We start from the raw sequence: 16,948 nt of genomic DNA, 5'->3' as shown, positions 1-16,948 counted from the left end.
CGTCCCGAGGGGAGCGACCTCGTGTCCGATCCGACGCCTGTGATCGACGATCTGCGTGAGGAGAGTGAGGAGCTCGACCGGCTGGTGGCCGGGCTGGAGCCGGAGCGGTGGGCGTCGCCCACGCCCGCCGCCGGATGGACCGTCGCCCACCAGATCGGGCACCTCGCCTGGACCGACCACTGCGCCTGGACCGCCGTCACCGACCCCGACGGCTTCCGCGCCCTCGTCGAGCAGGCCCTCGCCGCCCCGCACACGTACGTCGACGACGGCGCCGAGGAGTACGCCCGCGCCCGGCCCGCCGCGCTGCTCGCCCGCTGGCGGGAGGGGCGCGCGGCGCTGGAGAAGGCGTTGCGGGAGGCGCCGGACGGGGCGCGGTTCCCCTGGTTCGGGCCGCCGATGTCCGCCGCCTCCGTGGCCACCGCCCGTCTGATGGAGACCTGGGCGCACGCCCAGGACGTCGCCGACACGCTCGGCGTCACCCGCGCGCCCACCGGCCGCCTCCGCCACATCGCCTGGCTCGGCGTCCGCACCCGCGACTTCGCGCACGGCGTGCACGGGCTCACCCCGCCGGCCGACCCCTTCCGCGTCGAGCTCACCGCGCCCGGCGGGGAGGTCTGGGCGTTCGGCCCCGAGGACGCCCCACAGCGCGTCACCGGCTCCGCCCTCGACTTCTGTCTCCTGGTCACCCAGCGGGCCCACCGCGCCGACCTGGACCTCACCGCCGACGGCCCCGACGCCGACCGCTGGCTGGACATCGCGCAGGCCTTCGCCGGGCCGCCCGGCGAAGGCCGGGAGCCAAAGGGCGGCGCCCAGTGACGCTGCGCATCGGGAACTTCTCCGGCTTCTACGGCGACCGCTTCGACGCCCTGCGCGAGATGCTCACCGGCGGCGAGGTGGACGTCCTCACCGGCGACTACCTCGCCGAGCTGACCATGCTGATCCTGGCCCGCGACCGGCTGAAGGACCCCTCCGCCGGGTACGCCCGCACTTTCCTGCGCCAGCTCGAGGACACCCTCGGCCTCGCCCACGAGAAGGGCGTCCGGATCGTCGCCAACGCGGGCGGGCTCAACCCGGCGGGGCTGGCAGACGCCGTACGACAGCTGGCGGGACGCCTCGGCCTCCCCGTGCGGGTCGCCCACGTCGAGGGCGACGACCTCACCGCCCGCCACCCCGGCAGCCTCGCCGCCCACGCCTACCTCGGCGGCTTCGGCATCGCGGAGTGCCTGCGGGCCGGCGCCGACGTGGTCGTCACCGGGCGGGTCACCGACGCCGCCCTGGTCACCGGGCCCGCCGCCGCGCACTTCGGCTGGAAGCCGACGGATCACGACCGGCTGGCCGGCGCCGTCGTCGCCGGGCACGTGCTGGAGTGCGGGGCGCAGGCCACCGGCGGCAACTACGCCTTCTTCACCGAGCGCGACCCCCGCGAACTGCGGCGGCCCGGCTTCCCGCTGGCCGAGATCCACCCCGACGGCTCCTGCGTCGTCACCAAGCACCCCGGCACCGGCGGTTTCGTCGACGTCGGCACGGTCACCGCGCAGCTGCTGTACGAGACGGGCGGCGCCCGCTACGCCGGGCCGGACGTCACCACGCGGCTGGACACCGTACGGCTCACCCAGGACGGGCCTGACCGGGTGCGGATCGAGGGGGTGCGCGGGGAGGCCCCGCCGCCCACGCTCAAGGTCGGCCGCAACCGTCTCGGCGGGTTCCGCAACGAGGTCGTCTTCGTGCTCACCGGACTCGACATCGAGGCCAAGGCCGCGCTGGTCCGCGAGCAGATGAGCGACGCCCTCGCCGCGTCCCCGCCCGCGGACGTGCGGTGGGACCTCGCCCGCACCGACCGGCCCGACGCCGACACCGAGGAGACCGCGAGCGCGCTGCTGCGGCTGGTCGTACGGGACCCCGACCAGCAGAAGGTCGGGCGGGTGCTCAGCGGGGCCGCGATCGAGCTGGCGCTGGCCGGCTACCCCGGGTTCCACGTGGTGGCGCCACCGGGGAAGGGCTCCCCGTACGGGGTCTTCGAGGATGTGTACGTCCCCCAGGGCGACGTCGGCCATGTGGCCGTCCTCGACGACGGGCGCAGGATCACCGTGGACCCGCCCCAGGACACCGCCGTACTCGACGACGTACCGCCGCCCGCTCCTCCCGAGCCGCTGCCGCCGGGGCCGACCGTCCGCGCGCCCCTCGGACGGGTCGTCGGGGCCCGCAGCGGGGACAAGGGCGGGAACGCCAACGTCGGCGTGTGGGCGCGGACGGACGACGCCTGGCGGTGGCTCGCGCACGAGCTGACCGTCGAGCGGTTCCGGGAGCTGATCCCCGAGGCCCGCGAGCTGCCCGTCACCCGGCACGCGCTGCCGAACCTGCGCGCCCTGAACTTCGTCGTCGAGGGCATCCTCGGCGAGGGCGTCGCCGCGCAGGCCCGTTTCGATCCGCAGGCCAAGGCGCTGGGGGAGTGGCTGCGCTCCCGTCACGCCGACATCCCGGAGGTGCTCCTGTGACGGTCCTCGCGTCCGCCCTGAACCCGTCCGACCCGGACCACCGGGAGCACCGCGAGGCCATGCTCGCCAAGCTCGCCGCACTCGACGCCGAGCACGCGAAGGCCCTCGCGGGCGGCGGCGAGAAGTACGTCGAGCGGCACCGGGGGCGCGGCAAGCTGCTCGCCCGTGAACGCATCGAGCTGCTGCTCGACCCGGACACCCCGTTCCTGGAGCTGTCCCCGCTGGCCGCCTGGGGCAGCGACTACACCGTGGGCGCCTCCCTCGTCACCGGCATCGGGGTCGTCGAGGGCGTGGAGTGCGTGATCACCGCCAACGACCCGACGGTGCGCGGCGGCGCCAGCAACCCCTGGTCGCTGAAGAAGGCCCTGCGCGCCAACGACATCGCGCTCGCCAACCGGCTGCCGCTGATCAGCCTGGTCGAGTCCGGCGGCGCCGACCTGCCGTCCCAGAAGGAGATCTTCATCCCGGGCGGCGCGATCTTCCGCGACCTGACCCGGCTGTCGGCGGCCGGCATCCCCACGATCGCCGTCGTCTTCGGCAACTCCACGGCGGGCGGCGCGTACGTGCCCGGCATGTCCGACCACACGATCATGGTCAAGGAGCGGGCCAAGGTGTTCCTCGGCGGCCCGCCGCTGGTGAAGATGGCGACCGGCGAGGAGAGCGACGACGAGTCGCTGGGCGGCGCGGACATGCACGCCCGCGTCTCCGGCCTCGCCGACCACTTCGCCGTGGACGAGCCGGACGCGCTGCGCCAGGCCCGCCGGATCGTCGCCCGCCTCAACCACCGCAAGGCGTACCCGGATCCGGGTCCTGCCGAGCCGCCGAAGTACGACCCGGAGGAGCTGCTGGGCATCGTCCCCGGCGACCTGAAGATCCCCTTCGACCCGCGCGAGGTCGTCGCGAGGATCGTCGACGCCTCCGATTTCGACGAGTTCAAGCCGCTGTACGGCGCCAGCCTGGTCACCGGCTGGGCGTCCCTGCACGGCTACCCGGTCGGCATCCTCGCCAACGCGCGGGGCGTCCTCTTCAGCGAGGAGTCCCAGAAGGCCGCCCAGTTCATCCAGCTGGCGAACCAGCGGGACATCCCGCTGCTGTTCCTGCACAACACCACCGGCTACATGGTCGGCAAGGAGTACGAGCAGGGCGGCATCATCAAGCACGGCGCGATGATGATCAACGCGGTCTCCAACTCCCGCGTCCCGCACCTGTCCGTCCTCATGGGCGCCTCCTACGGCGCCGGCCACTACGGCATGTGCGGCCGCGCCTACGACCCGCGCTTCCTGTTCGCCTGGCCCAGCGCCAAGTCCGCCGTGATGGGCCCGCAGCAGCTCGCCGGCGTGCTGTCCATCGTCGCCCGCCAGTCGGCCGCCGCGAAGGGCCGGCCGTACGACGACGAGGCGGACGCGGCGCTGCGCGCGATGGTGGAGCAGCAGATCGAGTCCGAGTCCCTGCCGATGTTCCTGTCCGGGCGGCTGTACGACGACGGCGTCATCGACCCGCGCGACACCCGCACCGTCCTCGGCCTGTGCCTGTCCGCCGTCCACACCGCGCCCTACGAGGGCGCGCGCGGCGGCTTCGGCGTCTTCCGGATGTGAGGCCCCAGTGATTACTTCCGTGCTTGTCGCGAACCGCGGCGAGATTGCCTGCCGCATCGCCCGCACCTGCCGCGACCTCGGCATCGCGACCGTCGCCGTGCACTCCGACGCCGACGCGGGCGCCCTCCACACCCGCGTCGCCGACACCGCCGTACGGCTCCCCGGCTCGGCGCCCGCCGACACGTACCTGCGCGGCGACCTGATCGTGAAGGCCGCCCTCGCGGCCGGCGCGGACGCCGTGCACCCCGGCTACGGATTCCTCTCCGAGAACGCCGGCTTCGCACGCGCCGTCCAGGACGCCGGACTGGTGTGGATCGGCCCGCCGCCCGAGGCGATCGAGGCGATGGCGTCCAAGACGCGCGCCAAGCAGCTCATGGGCGTCGCGCCGCTCACCGACGTCACCGAGGCCGACCTGCCGGTGCTGGTGAAGGCCGCGGCGGGCGGCGGCGGACGCGGTATGCGCGTGGTGCGCGACCTCGCCGGCCTGGACGCCGAACTCGCCGCCGCCCGCGCGGAGGCGGCGAGCGCCTTCGGCGACGGGGAGGTGTTCGTCGAGCCGTACCTGGAGAACGGCCGCCACGTCGAGGTGCAGGTCCTCGCCGACACCCACGGCACGGTGTGGGCGCTCGGCACCCGCGACTGCTCCCTCCAGCGCCGGCACCAGAAGGTGATCGAGGAGGCCCCGGCGCCCGGCCTCACCGACGCGCTCACCGAGGAACTCCACACCCTCGCCGTCCGCGCCGCCCGCGCGGTCGGCTACGCCGGCGCCGGCACCGTGGAGTTCCTGGTCGCCGGCGACCGGGCGCACTTCCTGGAGATGAACACCCGGCTCCAGGTCGAACACCCCGTCACCGAGGAGGTGTTCGGCGTCGACCTCGTCGCCGAGCAGATCCGGGTGGCGGAGGGCCACGCCCTGGACCCCGAGCCGCCGGCCCCGCGCGGCCACGCCGTCGAGGCCCGCCTCTACGCCGAGGACCCCGCCCGCGACTGGGCCCCGCAGACCGGCCGCCTGCACCGCCTCGCCGTCCCCGGCGCCGTACGCCTGGACACCGGCTGCACCGACGGCGACGACATCGGCATCCACTACGACCCGATGCTCGCCAAGGTCGTCGCCCACGCCCCCACCCGCGCGGAGGCGGTGCGCAAGCTGGCCGCCGCCCTGGAACGCGCGGTGATCCACGGCCCCGTCACCAACCGCGACCTCCTCGTCCGCTCCCTGCGCCACGAGGAGTTCGCGCAGGGCCGCATGGACACCGGCTTCTACGACCGCCACCTGCCCGCCCTCACCACGCCCGCCGCCGACCCGTACGCCCCGCTCGCCGCCGCCCTCGCCGACGCGCACGGCCGCTCCCGCTTCGGCGGCTGGCGCAACGTGCCCTCGCAGCCGCAGGTCAAGCGGTACGCGATGAACGGCGAGGAGCACGAGGTCCGCTACCGCCACACCCGCACCGGCCTCGCGGCCGACGGCGTGACGGTCGTGCACGCGGACGCGTCCCTGGTGATCCTGGAGACCGAAGGCGTACGGCGCCGCTACGAGGTCGCCCGCCACGGCGACCGCGTGTACGTCGGCACCACGGCGCTCACCGCCCTGCCCCGCTTCCCCGACCCGGAGGCCGACCACGCCCCCGGCTCCCTCCTCGCCCCGATGCCCGGCACGGTGGTCCGCGTCGCCGAGGGCGTCACGGAGGGCGCGAGCGTGAAGGCCGGCCAGCCCCTCCTCTGGCTGGAGGCGATGAAGATGCAGCACAAGATCACGGCGCCCGCCTCAGGAGCCCTGACCACCCTCCACGCGACCGAGGGCCGACAAGTGGAGCTCGGAACCTTGTTGGCGGTGGTGGAGGAAACCCCCTGAGGCCCGCAGGCCCTTCAGGGGCGCGGGGAACTGCGCGACCAGCCCCAACGCACCCGCACCCGTCCGACGACTCAAGCCCCCTCCCCTCCTCCAAGGAGCCCACATGCCGGTGATCGAGTCAGAAGAACACAAGGCCCTCCGCGCGGCGGTGTCCGCCCTGGGCCACAAATACGGCCGCGCCTACTTCACCCGCACCGTCGAGGAGGGCAGGCCGGCCACCGAACTCTGGGCGGAGGCCGCCAAACTCGGCTACCTCGGCGTCAACCTCCCGGAGGAGTACGGCGGCGGAGGCGGCGGCATCTCCGAACTCTCCATCGTCCTGGAGGAACTCGGCGCCGCGGGGTGCCCCCTCCTGCTCATGGTGGTCTCCCCGGCCATCTGCGGCACGGTGATCGCCCGCTTCGGCTCCGAGGAGCAGAAGCGGGACTGGCTGCCCGCCCTCGCCGACGGCACCCGCACCATGGCCTTCGGCATCACCGAGCCGGACGCCGGCTCCAACTCCCACCGCATCACCACCACCGCCCGGCGTGACCCCGCCACCGGCGACTGGCTGCTCACCGGCCGCAAGGTGTTCGTCTCCGGTGTGGACATCGCCGACGCCACGCTCATCGTCGGCCGCACCGAGGACACCCGCACCGGGCGCCTGAAGCCCTGCCTGTTCATCGTCCCGCGCGACACCCCGGGCTTCCAGCGCCACCAGATCGACATGGAACTCAGCGCGGCGGAGAAGCAGTTCGAGCTGGTCCTCGACGACGTACGGCTGCCCGCCCACGCGCTGGTAGGCGACGAGGACGCGGGCCTGCTCCAGCTGTTCGCCGGTCTGAACCCCGAGCGCATCATGACGGCCGCCTTCGCGATCGGCATGGGCCGCTTCGCCCTCTCCCGCGCCGTCGAGTACGCCCGCGACCGCACCGTCTGGAAGGCGCCCATCGGCTCCCACCAGGCGATCGCGCACCCCCTCGCGCAGGCGCACATCGACCTCGAACTGGCCCGCCTGATGATGCAGAAGGCCGCCCATCTCTACGACGCGGGCGACGACATCGGCGCGGGGGAGGCCGCCAACATGGCCAAGTACGCGGCGGCCGAGGCCTGTGTGAAGGCCGTCGACCAGGCCGTGCACACCCTCGGCGGCAACGGCCTCACCCGTGAGTTCGGGCTCGCCTCGCTGATAACGGCCGCGCGCGTGTCTCGTATCGCGCCGGTCAGCCGGGAGATGATTCTCAACTACGTCTCCCACCAGACCCTGGGCCTGCCCAAGTCGTACTAGGCGACGGGCCCGCCTCGCGGCCGTCTTGGAGGAACCATGTTCCGCAGCGAGTACGCAGACGTCACTCCGGTCGAACTCCCCATCCACGAGGCGGTGCTGGCGCGCGCCGCCGAGTTCGGGAGCACCCCGGCCCTGATCGACGGCACCGACGGCACCACCCTCACCTACGAACAGCTCGACCGTTTCCACCGGCGGGTCGCCGCCGGACTCGCCGAGGCGGGCGTGCGCAAGGGCGACGTGCTCGCCCTGCACAGCCCCAACACGATCGCCTTCCCCACCGCCTTCTACGCGGCGACCCGCGCGGGCGCCTCCGTCACCACCGTGCATCCCCTCGCCACACCCGAGGAGTTCGCCAAGCAGCTCAAGGACTGCGCGGCCCGCTGGATCGTCACCGTGTCCCCCCTGCTGGACAGCGCGCGCGGAGCCGCCGAACTCGCGGGCGGCGTCGAGGAGATCTTCGTCTGCGACAGCGCGCCCGGACACCGCTCGCTGATCGACATGCTGGCCTGTACCGGCCCCGAGCCGGTCGTCGGCATCGACCCGGCCGAGGACGTCGCCGCGCTGCCGTACTCCTCCGGCACCACCGGCACACCCAAGGGCGTGATGCTCACCCACCGGCAGATCGCCACCAACCTCGCCCAGCTCCAGCCGTCGATCACGGCGGGGCCCGGCGACCGCGTCCTCGCGGTGCTGCCGTTCTTCCACATCTACGGACTCACCGCGCTGATGAACGCCCCGCTCCGGCAGGGCGCCACCGTCGTCGTACTGCCGCGCTTCGAGCTGGAGACCTTCCTCGCGGCCATCCAGAACCACCGCATCACCGCCCTGTACGTCGCTCCGCCGATCGTGCTGGCCCTCGCCAAGCACCCGCTCGTCGCCGCGTACGACCTCTCCTCCCTGAAGCACGTCATCAGCGCCGCCGCGCCCCTGGACGCGCACCTCGCCGCCGCCTGCGCGCGGCGGCTCGGCCTGCCGCCGGTCGGGCAGGCGTACGGCATGACGGAGCTGTCGCCCGGCACCCACGTGGTCCCGCTGGACCTCATGGAGGAGGCCCCGCCCGGCACCGTCGGCAAGCTCATCGCCGGCACCGAGATGCGGATCGTGTCCCTCGACGACCCCGGCAAGGACCTCGGTCCCGGCGAGTCCGGGGAGATCCTCATCCGCGGCCCGCAGGTGATGAAGGGCTACCTCGGGCGCCCCGACGCCACGGCCGCGATGATCGGTGAGGACGGCTGGCTGCACACCGGGGACGTGGGTCATGTGGACGACGACGGCTGGCTGTTCGTCGTCGACCGGGTCAAGGAGCTGATCAAGTACAAGGGCTTCCAGGTCGCGCCCGCCGAGCTGGAGGCGCTGCTGCTCACCCACCCCGGCGTCGCCGACGCGGCCGTCATCGGCGTCTACAACGAGGACGGCAACGAGGTCCCGCACGCCTTCGTCGTCCGCCACCCCTCCGCCCCGGAACTCACCGAGGGCGAGGTCATCATGTACGTCGCCGAACGCGTCGCCCCCTACAAGCGGGTCCGGCACGTCACCTTCATCGACGGCGTGCCCCGCGCCGCCTCCGGAAAGATCCTGCGCCGCGAACTCCGGACGGCGCACAAGGAGCCCTCGTGACCCTGATCGGCCGCAGTCGCACCCGGGGCGTCGAGACCCTGTCCCTCGACGCCCCGGAGCGCCGCAACGCCCTGTCCGCCGCCCTCGTCGGCGACCTCGCCGCCGCGCTCACCGACGCCGGGAAGGACACCGGCGTCCGCGCGGTGGTCCTCACCCACACCGGCAACACGTTCAGCGCGGGCGCCGACCTGAAGGACCCGCCCGCGCCGTCCGCGCTGACCGGGCTGCTCCGGCAGATCGTCGAACTGCCCAAACCGGTCGTCGCCCGTGTCACCGGGCACGTCCGCGCGGGCGGCCTCGGACTGCTCGCCGCCTGCGACATCGCCGTCGCCTCCCGCGCGGCGACGTTCGCCTTCACCGAGGTGCGCATCGGGGTCGCCCCGGCGGTGATCTCCCTGCCGCTGCTGCCCCGCACCGACCCGCGCGCCCTCGCCCGCTACTACCTCACCGGGGAACGCTTCGACGCCGACGAGGCCGCCCGCATCGGCCTGCTCACCGTGGCCGGTGACGACGCCGACGACACCCTCGCGCCCGTCCTCGACGGACTGCGCCGGTCCGCCCCGGAGGCCCTCGCCGAGACGAAGCGGCTGCTCACGGCTAAGGTGCTGGAGACCTTCGACCGGGACGCGGACGCCCTGACCGCGCTCTCGGCCCGCCTCTTCGCCTCCGCGCCCGCGCGCGAGGGCATGACGGCGTTCCTCGAACGACGGGATCCGGAATGGGTGGTGTGAGCGCGGCATGGGTGAGGTGAGCACGGCCGAGCGTGCCGGACGCGTCCCCAAGCAGGACCGCAGCCGGGCCACCCGGCAGCGGCTGCTGGAGGCCGCCGTGGCCTGCCTCGCCGAACACGGCTGGGCGGGCTCCACGGTCTCCGTCGTCGCCGAACGGGCCGGCGTCTCCCGGGGCGCCGCCCAGCACCACTTCCCCACACGGGAGGACCTGTTCACGGCCGCCGTGGAGTACGTCGCCGAGGAACGCTCCACCGCGCTGCGCGCCCTCTTCCCCGACGGCGCCGCCGCCCACGACCGCCGGGCGGTGGTCGCCGCGCTCGTCGGCCTCTACACCGGCCCCCTCTTCCGTGCCGCCCTGCACCTGTGGGTGGCCGCCTCCAACGAGGAGCAGCTGCGGCCGCGGGTGACCGAGCTGGAGCTGCGGGTCGGACGCGACTCGCACCGGATCGCGGTGGAACTCCTCGGCGCCGACGAGTCCCGCCCCGGCGTCCGGGAGACGGTCCAGGGCTTCCTCGACATGGCCCGCGGCCTGGGCCTCGCCACCCTCCTCACCGACGACACCGCCCGCCGCGAGCGGGTCGTCACCCAGTGGGCGGACCTCATGGACGAGGCGCTGGGCTGAGGGGCCCCGGCTCAGCTCACCGACGGCCGCGCCGCGAGCGGAACGCCCGCCCTCACGGCGCCAGCCGCTCCACCCTCCAGCCCCCGCCCGGCAGGGCCATGTACCGCAGGCGGTCGTGGAGGCGGTTCTCCCGGCCCTGCCAGAACTCCACCGTCTCCGGGACGACCCGGAAACCGCCCCAGTGCGGGGGGACCGGGACCCGCTCGTGCTCCGGGTAACGGGCCGCCAGTTCGGCGTACGCCGTGTCCAGCTCCGCACGGGACGCGATCACCGACGACTGGCCGCTGACCCACGCGCCCAGTTGTGAGCCGTGCGGCCGGGTGCGGAAGTACGCGGCCGTCTCGTCGCGTCCGGTGCGGCGGGCCGTGCCGGTGACGATGACCTGCCGGGCGACCGGATGCCAGGGGAACAGCAGCGAGACGTGCGGGTTCTCGGCCAGGTCACGGCCCTTGCGGGACTCGTAGTTCGTGTAGAAGACGAACCCGCCCGCGTCGAAGTGCTTGAGCAGCACCGTGCGCGAACTGGGCCGGCCCGCCGCGTCCGCGGTCGACACGATCATGGCGTTCGGCTCGAACAGCCCGCCCTCCCGCGCGGCCTGCGCGAACCAGCGCGCGAACTGCTCGACGGGGGTGGCGGCGAGGTCGGTCTCGGAGAGCCCCTCGGTCCGGTAGTGCTTGCGCATCGAGGCGAGATCGAGGGGAACGGCGTCTCGGTCGGTCACGCCGTCATCCTGCCGTATCCGCCCAGGCCCCGAGGGCGTGGTGGCCCACGTCACAGACAGCCGGTGCCCAACCTCACTGGTGGCACTCAGTGCCGCGAACCCTCCCCAAAACTGGCACTCAGGGATATCGTGCTGGCACTGATCCGGTTGGGTGACCGCCAGCCGGGCATCACAGGGGTGACGTCCGGACCGCGAGTCCCACGAGCCGACCGCGGATCCCCGGGACCCACGCCGACCGCGCCACGACACATGGTCGTCCCACCCCACAACACCATCTGTCACCCACCTATCGAGGGAGCCGCCTGATGTCCGACTTCGTACCCGGACTCGAAGGAGTCGTCGCGTTCGAGACGGAGATCGCCGAACCGGACAAGGAGGGCGGCGCCCTCCGCTACCGGGGCGTCGACATCGAGGACCTGGTCGGTCACATCTCCTTCGGCAACGTCTGGGGGCTGCTCGTCGACGGGGCGTTCGCCCCGGGGCTGCCGCCCGCCGAGCCGTTCCCCATTCCCGTGCACTCCGGCGACATCCGCGTCGACGTGCAGTCCGCGCTCGCCATGCTGGCCCCCGTGTGGGGCCTGAAACCGCTCCTCGACATCGATGCCGAGCAGGCCCGCCAGGACCTCGCCCGCGCCGCCGTCATGGCCCTGTCGTACGTCGCCCAGTCGGCGCGCGGCCAGGGGCTGCCGATGGTGCCGCAGAGCGAGATCGACAAGGCCGAGTCGGTCGTCGAGCGCTTCATGATCCGCTGGCGCGGCGAGCCCGACCCCAAGCACGTCGCCGCCGTCGACGCGTACTGGACGTCGGCCGCCGAGCACGGCATGAACGCCTCCACGTTCACCGCCCGCGTCATAGCCTCCACCGGCGCGGACGTCGCGGCCGCCCTGTCCGGGGCCGTCGGCGCCATGTCCGGCCCGCTGCACGGCGGCGCGCCCTCGCGGGTGCTCCACATGATCGAGGAGATCGAGCGCACCGGGGACGCGGAGGCGTACGTCCGGAAGACCCTCGACAAGGGCGAGCGCCTGATGGGATTCGGCCACCGCGTCTACCGCGCGGAGGACCCCCGCGCCCGCGTGCTGCGCCGCACCGCCCGTGAGCTGGGCGCGCCGCGCTTCGAGGTCGCCGAGGCGCTGGAGAAGGCCGCCCTGGCCGAGCTGCACGCCCGCCGCCCGGACCGCGTGCTGGCCACGAACGTGGAGTTCTGGGCCGCGATCGTGCTGGACTTCGCGGAGGTGCCGGCCCACATGTTCACCTCGATGTTCACCTGCGCCCGCACCGCGGGCTGGTCGGCGCACATCCTGGAGCAGAAGCGCACGGGCCGGCTGGTCCGCCCGTCGGCCCGCTACGTGGGCCCGGGCCCGCGCGACCCGCGCGAGGTCGAGGGTTACGCGTCCCTCGCCCGCTGAAACGCAGACGACCCGCGAGTCTGGTTCCCCCTCGGGGGAGCCGGCCGGACGTTACCGGCGACTCGCGGGTCGGGTGACTGCGTTGGATTGGGCCGGTCGCGTGCGTCTCGCGCACGCCGGTCCGGCGCCGAACCGAGTACGGCGGCGGGCCACTAGCCCGCAGCCACCTCTTCCGTCCGGTTGTCATACATCTGCCGAACCACCTCCTTTCCGAAGTACCGCCAGCCTAAGAACCGCCCGCCGCCGGATCAACCACTTTTCCGTGCCGGCCTTCCGGCGGCCGTGGCGCGCCTCAGCCGCGCGCCACGAACACCCCGGCGCGCGCGGCGGCCGAGGCTGCCCGCGCCGCCCGGTCCGCGGACGCCTCGTCGAGCGGCGCGCCGGTGGTCAGGAGGCGGTAATACAGCGGCGCCGACACCGCGCGGATCACCTCGTGGGCGTCGGTGCCCTCGGGCGCCTCGCCCCGCTCGACGGCCCGCTCGACACAGGGCGCCCACTCCGCGACGCGAATTTCGTAGAACCGGTGCAGAGCCTCGGCGGTCCTGGTGTCGCAGGCGGCGGCAGCGATCACCGCCTTGAACAGCGCGCCCTGCCGCGGGTCGGCGAGCGTGCGCCGCACGAGCCGGGCGTTGGCCGTGAGGTCGCCGAGCAGGGAGCCGGTCTCGGCGCGCGGCAGCGACTGCTCGGCCATGTCCGCCAGCAGGTCGGCCACCAGGCCGGTCACCGTGCCCCAGCGCCGGTAGACGGTGGTCTTGCCGACCTCGGCGCGGCGCGCGACGTCCGCGAGGTCCAGGTGCGCGAACCCCTGCTCGGCCAGCACGTCCCCGGCCGCGCGCAGCACCGCCGCCCGGACCCGCGCCGTGCGGCCTCCCGGGCGTACGCTTCCCGGCTCGGTATTCATAACGGTACTCCCGTTCCATTAACGACCCATGCCTGCTAGCGTGACACGCCTCAGGCTAATGGAACTGTAGGCCCATTAGTCATGCCGACGGTGACATGGAGGAGCGGTCATGGAATACAGGCGACTGGGCGCGTCCGGACTCGAGGTACCCGTGCTGAGCTTCGGCGCCGGCACCTTCGGCGGCAGCGGGCCGCTGTTCGGGGCCTGGGGCGACACCGACGCGCGCGAGGCGCGCCGCCTCGTGGACATCTGCCTGGAGGCGGGCATCACGATGTTCGACACCGCCGACGTCTACTCCGCCGGCGCGTCCGAGGAGGTGCTGGGCGCCGCGATCAAGGGCCGCAGGGACCAGGTGATCCTGTCCACCAAGACCGGGCTGCCGATGGGTGATGGCCCCGGCGAGGCCGGCACCTCCCGGGCGCGGCTGATCACGGCCTGTGAGGACGCGCTGCGCCGGCTCGGCACCGACCACATCGACCTGTTCCAGCTGCACGCCTTCGACGCGGGCACCCCGGTCGAGGAGGTGCTGTCCGCGCTCGACGACCTGGTGCGCGCCGGGAAGGTCCGCTACCCGGGGATCTCCAACTTCTCCGGCTGGCAGGCCATGAAGTCCCTCGCCACCGCCGAGAGGCGCGGGTACCCGCGCTACGTCGCCCACCAGGTGTACTACTCCCTCGTCGGCCGCGACTACGAGTGGGAGCTGATGCCGCTCGCCCTCGACCAAGGGCTCGGAGCCGTCGTCTGGAGCCCGCTGGGCTGGGGGCGGCTCACCGGCCGGATCCACCGCGGCCGGCCCCTGCCGGCCCGCAGCCGGCTCCACCGCACCGCCGACTACGGCCCGCCCGTCGACGACGAACTGCTGTACCGCGTGACCGACGCGCTCGACGACATCGCGGAGGAGACGGGGAAAGCCGTCCCGCAGATCGCCCTCAACTGGCTGCTGCGGCGCCCGACCGTCTCGTCCGTCATCGTCGGCGCCCGCACGGAGGAACAGCTCCGGCAGAACCTGGGCGCCGTCGGCTGGACCCTCGACCCCGAGCACATGGCGAAGCTCGACGCGGCGAGCGCGAAGGCGGCGCCGTACCCGTACTTCCCGTACCAGCGGCAGGAGGGGTTCGCCCGCCTCAACCCCTCGCCGGTCCGCGCCGTGCCCCCGGCCGCCGCATGAGGTCTTTTGCCTCGGGAAAGGGTGGGTACCAGGGGCAGGCAACAATTCCCACAATCTTGTCGGGAACTCGATGTGCGCTGGGTCACGTTCAAGTTGAATGATTGTTGGTGAGCGAATCGTCGTGCCGTACGTGCGGACACAGCCTGCAGGGGGTTCAGGTGAGTGCATCCCGGCGTAGTGGGGCCACCGACGAGCTGGGCCCGGAGGGGCCCGAGCCCGAGCGGGAGGGGCCGGCCGGCTCCGACCTGCTCGCGGCGCTGCTCGACGGCATGGACGCCGCCCTGTGCGCCTTCGACGCGGACGGCGTGGTGACCCACTGGAACCGTGAGGCCGAGCGCGTCCTCGGCTGGACCGCCGAGGAGGCGGTCGGCCGCGCCGGCTTCGCCGGATGGGCCGTGCGCAGCGCGGACGCCGAGGAGGTCGAGGCCCGGCTGATGTCGGCCATGGACGCGCCCGGCCGTCAGGTCAACGAGTTCGCGTTGCTCACCAAGGACGGCCGCCGGGTCCTGGTGCGCACCCAGTCCGCCGCCGTACGGGGTCCCGACGGCAAGCCCGCCGGGGTCTACTGCGCGTTCAGCGAGGTCCACGCGCAGATCGACCTGGAACGCTCCATCGCGCTGAGCGAGGCGCTGCTGGAGGACGCCGGCTGGGGCGTCGTCCTCGTCGACGCCGACCTGCGGCCCGCCGTCGTCAACGCGTACGCCGCGCGGGCGCTCGGCGCGGGCCGTACGTCCGTGCTGGGGCGGCCGCTGGGGGAGCTGCTGACGCAGGGCGTGGAGGAACTGGAGAGCGCGCTCACCCATGTGCTCGCCGAGGGCGCCCCGCCCGCGCCGGCCGAGCTGTGGGTGACCGTGCGGACGCCCGAGGGCGAGCGCAGGCGCTGCTGGCGGAACGGGTTCGTGCGGCTGTCGTCGCCGCTCGCGGAGGAGCCGGTGCCGCTCGGGGTGGGCTGGCTGTTCCAGGACGTGACCGACACACGGCAGGGCGAGCAGGAGGCGTCGCTGCTGCGGTTCCGCGCCCAGCAGCTGCACCGGGCCGCCCGCGCGGCGGCGGAGTGCGAGAACCCGGCCGAGGCGGCCACCGTCCACCTGGACTTCGCGCTCGCCGGATTCGCCGACCACGCGTTGATCGACCGGGTCGCCGAGGGCGGCGCGGACACCGGCCGGGTCCGGCTGGTGCGGATCGCCGAGACCCCCTCCGGCGCCCCGGGCCCCAGCCGCCTCGACGGCCGGGCGGGCCTCCCGGTGCTGTACGCCGACGGGCACCCTGCCCTGCAGTGCGTGGAGCGCGCCGGATCGGTGCGGGCCGGCGCGGGCTCGCTCAAGGGAGACGCGGCGCGCGAGTGGGCGCTGGCCCGCCAGTGGCCGCGGGACACGGTCCACGCCCTGTGCACGGTCCTGCGCAGCCGAGGCCGCACGCTCGGTGCCGTGACGTTTCTGCGCACCTCCAACCGCACCGCCTTCGAACGCGCCGACGCGATGTACGCGGAGGACGTGGCCGCGCACATCGCCACGGCGCTGGACCTGGCGGCGCTGCTGCCCCAGGAGGGGTGAGGGCCGGCCGTGCCGGGGCGCGGGTGCCCCGAGGCGTCGCCCTCCGCGAACCGATCGCAGGCGAGGCCGCGCCGCGCGACTCTGTCCGCGGCCCGGCGGGGGCGGGGCGCGCAGTTCCCCGCGCCCCTGGGGATGCGGCCCCACCGTCACCCTCAAGGGGCGCGGGGAACTGCGCGAACGACCACCACGGACCCGCAGCCGACGTCCGCGCCCGGCACGGAGGGCAACTGCCCGGGGCGACCCGCGGTCGTACCGGGCTCAGTGCTGGTAGAAGATCCGGTCGCCGTACTCCGTCATCACGTGGGTGTTCCAGTCGTGGCCGCCGTCGACGTTGCCCGAGCGCAGCAGGGGCGGTTCGATGCCGCGGCCGGCGAGGGTGGCCGCGGCGGTGGCCATGACCGCCTGGAGCAGCGCCGAGGTGACGACCGTGGACGCGGGCGCGAACGGTGCGGACACGCCCTCCCAGGTCAGTTCCGCGTCGCCGACCGCGATGCCGGAGTCCAGCACCAGGTCGCAGTGGTCCTTGAGGAACGTCCCGGAGGGGTTCCGCGGCGACGTCCGCGACGCGTACGCCACCGACGTGACGCCGATCACCTTCACCCCCTTGGCGCGCGCCTTCGTCGCCATCTCCACGGGCATCACGTTGCGCCCGGACAGGGAGACGATCACCAGGAGGTCGCCCTCCCGCAGCGGGGAGGAGTCCAGCACCGTGCCCGCCAGCCCCTCCACCCGCTCCAGCGCGGACCCCAGCGTCGCCGGCCGGACGTCGACGCCGACGACCCCCGGCACGGTGAGCAGGTTCATCAGGGCGATCCCGCCCGCGCGGTAGACGAGGTCCTGCGCGGCGAGCGAGGAGTGGCCCGCGCCGAAGGCGAAGAGCCGTCCGCCGCCGGCCACCGTGTCCGCGATCATCGTGCCCGCGGCCGCGATCGGCCCGGCCTCCTCGTCGCGGAGCCGCCGCAGCAGCCCGATCGCGGCGTCGAGGAACTGACCGGCGGGCGTGCGGTCGCTCATGCGGCT

14 protein-coding genes are annotated in these 16,948 nt (G+C 73.8%); 11 read left to right on the top strand and 3 right to left on the bottom strand.

The window, feature by feature from the left end; translation table 11 throughout:
• Nucleotides 1–21 precede the first annotated feature (21 nt).
• The 8 genes from ACP7TJ_RS13960 to ACP7TJ_RS13925 all read left to right on the top strand — a co-directional run bounded on the left by ACP7TJ_RS13960 (nucleotide 22) and on the right by ACP7TJ_RS13925 (nucleotide 10,179).
• Nucleotides 22–816 carry a TIGR03084 family metal-binding protein gene (locus ACP7TJ_RS13960; protein ID WP_093768968.1) on the top strand — a complete coding sequence of 265 codons (795 nt, stop codon included), beginning with the start codon at nucleotides 22–24 and terminating at the stop codon, nucleotides 814–816.
• Nucleotides 813–2,495, top strand: a complete 1,683-nt coding sequence (locus tag ACP7TJ_RS13955; protein WP_427763358.1) for an acyclic terpene utilization AtuA family protein — start codon at nucleotides 813–815, stop codon at nucleotides 2,493–2,495. Before ACP7TJ_RS13960 ends, ACP7TJ_RS13955 begins: the two co-directional genes overlap by 4 nt.
• Nucleotides 2,492–4,090: an acyl-CoA carboxylase subunit beta gene (locus tag ACP7TJ_RS13950; RefSeq protein WP_404715823.1), complete on the top strand. Its 1,599-nt coding sequence runs from the start codon at nucleotides 2,492–2,494 to the stop codon at nucleotides 4,088–4,090. Before ACP7TJ_RS13955 ends, ACP7TJ_RS13950 begins: the two co-directional genes overlap by 4 nt.
• A gap of 7 nt (nucleotides 4,091–4,097) precedes the next feature.
• Nucleotides 4,098–5,942, top strand: a complete 1,845-nt coding sequence (locus ACP7TJ_RS13945) for an acetyl/propionyl/methylcrotonyl-CoA carboxylase subunit alpha (protein WP_427763356.1) — start codon at nucleotides 4,098–4,100, stop codon at nucleotides 5,940–5,942.
• 103 nt (nucleotides 5,943–6,045) lie between these two features.
• Nucleotides 6,046–7,209, top strand: a complete 1,164-nt coding sequence (locus tag ACP7TJ_RS13940; protein ID WP_189910972.1) for an acyl-CoA dehydrogenase family protein — start codon at nucleotides 6,046–6,048, stop codon at nucleotides 7,207–7,209.
• Between the two features lie 36 nt (nucleotides 7,210–7,245).
• Nucleotides 7,246–8,826: a 4-coumarate--CoA ligase family protein gene (locus ACP7TJ_RS13935; RefSeq protein ID WP_167743421.1), complete on the top strand. Its 1,581-nt coding sequence runs from the start codon at nucleotides 7,246–7,248 to the stop codon at nucleotides 8,824–8,826.
• Entirely contained in the window at nucleotides 8,823–9,557 is a 735-nt protein-coding gene (locus tag ACP7TJ_RS13930) for an enoyl-CoA hydratase family protein (protein WP_266398173.1), read from the top strand. The genes ACP7TJ_RS13935 and ACP7TJ_RS13930 overlap by 4 nt, the downstream gene beginning before the upstream one ends.
• Nucleotides 9,558–9,564: 7 nt before the next feature.
• Nucleotides 9,565–10,179 (top strand): TetR/AcrR family transcriptional regulator, encoded by a 615-nt coding sequence (locus ACP7TJ_RS13925; protein ID WP_189910967.1) that lies wholly within the window; start codon nucleotides 9,565–9,567, stop codon nucleotides 10,177–10,179.
• A gap of 52 nt (nucleotides 10,180–10,231) precedes the next feature.
• Here ACP7TJ_RS13925 and pdxH read toward each other — a convergent pair whose 3' ends face one another.
• Nucleotides 10,232–10,900: a pyridoxamine 5'-phosphate oxidase gene (gene pdxH, locus ACP7TJ_RS13920; RefSeq protein WP_266398170.1), complete on the bottom strand. Its 669-nt coding sequence runs from the start codon at nucleotides 10,898–10,900 to the stop codon at nucleotides 10,232–10,234.
• A 305-nt stretch (nucleotides 10,901–11,205) separates the two neighbouring features.
• Here pdxH and ACP7TJ_RS13915 point away from each other — a divergent pair, with 305 nt between their 5' ends.
• Complete coding sequence (locus ACP7TJ_RS13915) at nucleotides 11,206–12,306, top strand: citrate synthase 2 (RefSeq protein ID WP_093768959.1); 1,101 nt, start codon at nucleotides 11,206–11,208, stop codon at nucleotides 12,304–12,306.
• A 292-nt stretch (nucleotides 12,307–12,598) separates the two neighbouring features.
• Here the strand turns inward: ACP7TJ_RS13915 and ACP7TJ_RS13910 are convergent, their stop codons facing one another.
• Nucleotides 12,599–13,207, bottom strand: a complete 609-nt coding sequence (locus ACP7TJ_RS13910) for a TetR/AcrR family transcriptional regulator C-terminal ligand-binding domain-containing protein (RefSeq protein ID WP_427763352.1) — start codon at nucleotides 13,205–13,207, stop codon at nucleotides 12,599–12,601.
• A gap of 109 nt (nucleotides 13,208–13,316) precedes the next feature.
• Between ACP7TJ_RS13910 and ACP7TJ_RS13905 the strand changes: the two genes are divergently transcribed.
• Together ACP7TJ_RS13905 and ACP7TJ_RS13900 are read left to right on the top strand one after the other, a co-directional pair.
• Nucleotides 13,317–14,375 (top strand): aldo/keto reductase, encoded by a 1,059-nt coding sequence (locus tag ACP7TJ_RS13905; protein ID WP_093768957.1) that lies wholly within the window; start codon nucleotides 13,317–13,319, stop codon nucleotides 14,373–14,375.
• A gap of 158 nt (nucleotides 14,376–14,533) precedes the next feature.
• Nucleotides 14,534–15,928: a PAS domain-containing protein gene (locus ACP7TJ_RS13900; protein ID WP_093768956.1), complete on the top strand. Its 1,395-nt coding sequence runs from the start codon at nucleotides 14,534–14,536 to the stop codon at nucleotides 15,926–15,928.
• Between the two features lie 258 nt (nucleotides 15,929–16,186).
• Here ACP7TJ_RS13900 and ACP7TJ_RS13895 read toward each other — a convergent pair whose 3' ends face one another.
• Nucleotides 16,187–16,942 (bottom strand): SIS domain-containing protein, encoded by a 756-nt coding sequence (locus tag ACP7TJ_RS13895; RefSeq protein WP_093768955.1) that lies wholly within the window; start codon nucleotides 16,940–16,942, stop codon nucleotides 16,187–16,189.
• Nucleotides 16,943–16,948 lie beyond the last annotated feature (6 nt).

Source organism: Streptomyces sp. DSM 41931, from assembly GCF_050271085.1.
Classification (GTDB): domain Bacteria; phylum Actinomycetota; class Actinomycetes; order Streptomycetales; family Streptomycetaceae; genus Streptomyces; species Streptomyces albogriseolus.
The sequence above is the reverse complement of the archived record's forward strand: the minus strand, read 5'-3'. Positions and strand labels throughout refer to the sequence as shown.

What these genes read in the sequence shown, in the direction of transcription:
- ACP7TJ_RS13895 (WP_093768955.1), bottom strand. Translation starts at nt 16,942, where the DNA reads ATGAGCGACCGCACGCCCGCCGGTCAGTTCCTCGACGCCGCGATCGGG.
- ACP7TJ_RS13940 (WP_189910972.1), top strand. Translation starts at nt 6,046, where the DNA reads ATGCCGGTGATCGAGTCAGAAGAACACAAGGCCCTCCGCGCGGCGGTG.
- ACP7TJ_RS13905 (WP_093768957.1), top strand. Translation starts at nt 13,317, where the DNA reads ATGGAATACAGGCGACTGGGCGCGTCCGGACTCGAGGTACCCGTGCTG.
- ACP7TJ_RS13915 (WP_093768959.1), top strand. Translation starts at nt 11,206, where the DNA reads ATGTCCGACTTCGTACCCGGACTCGAAGGAGTCGTCGCGTTCGAGACG.
- ACP7TJ_RS13910 (WP_427763352.1), bottom strand. Translation starts at nt 13,207, where the DNA reads ATGAATACCGAGCCGGGAAGCGTACGCCCGGGAGGCCGCACGGCGCGG.
- ACP7TJ_RS13935 (WP_167743421.1), top strand. Translation starts at nt 7,246, where the DNA reads ATGTTCCGCAGCGAGTACGCAGACGTCACTCCGGTCGAACTCCCCATC.
- ACP7TJ_RS13925 (WP_189910967.1), top strand. Translation starts at nt 9,565, where the DNA reads ATGGGTGAGGTGAGCACGGCCGAGCGTGCCGGACGCGTCCCCAAGCAG.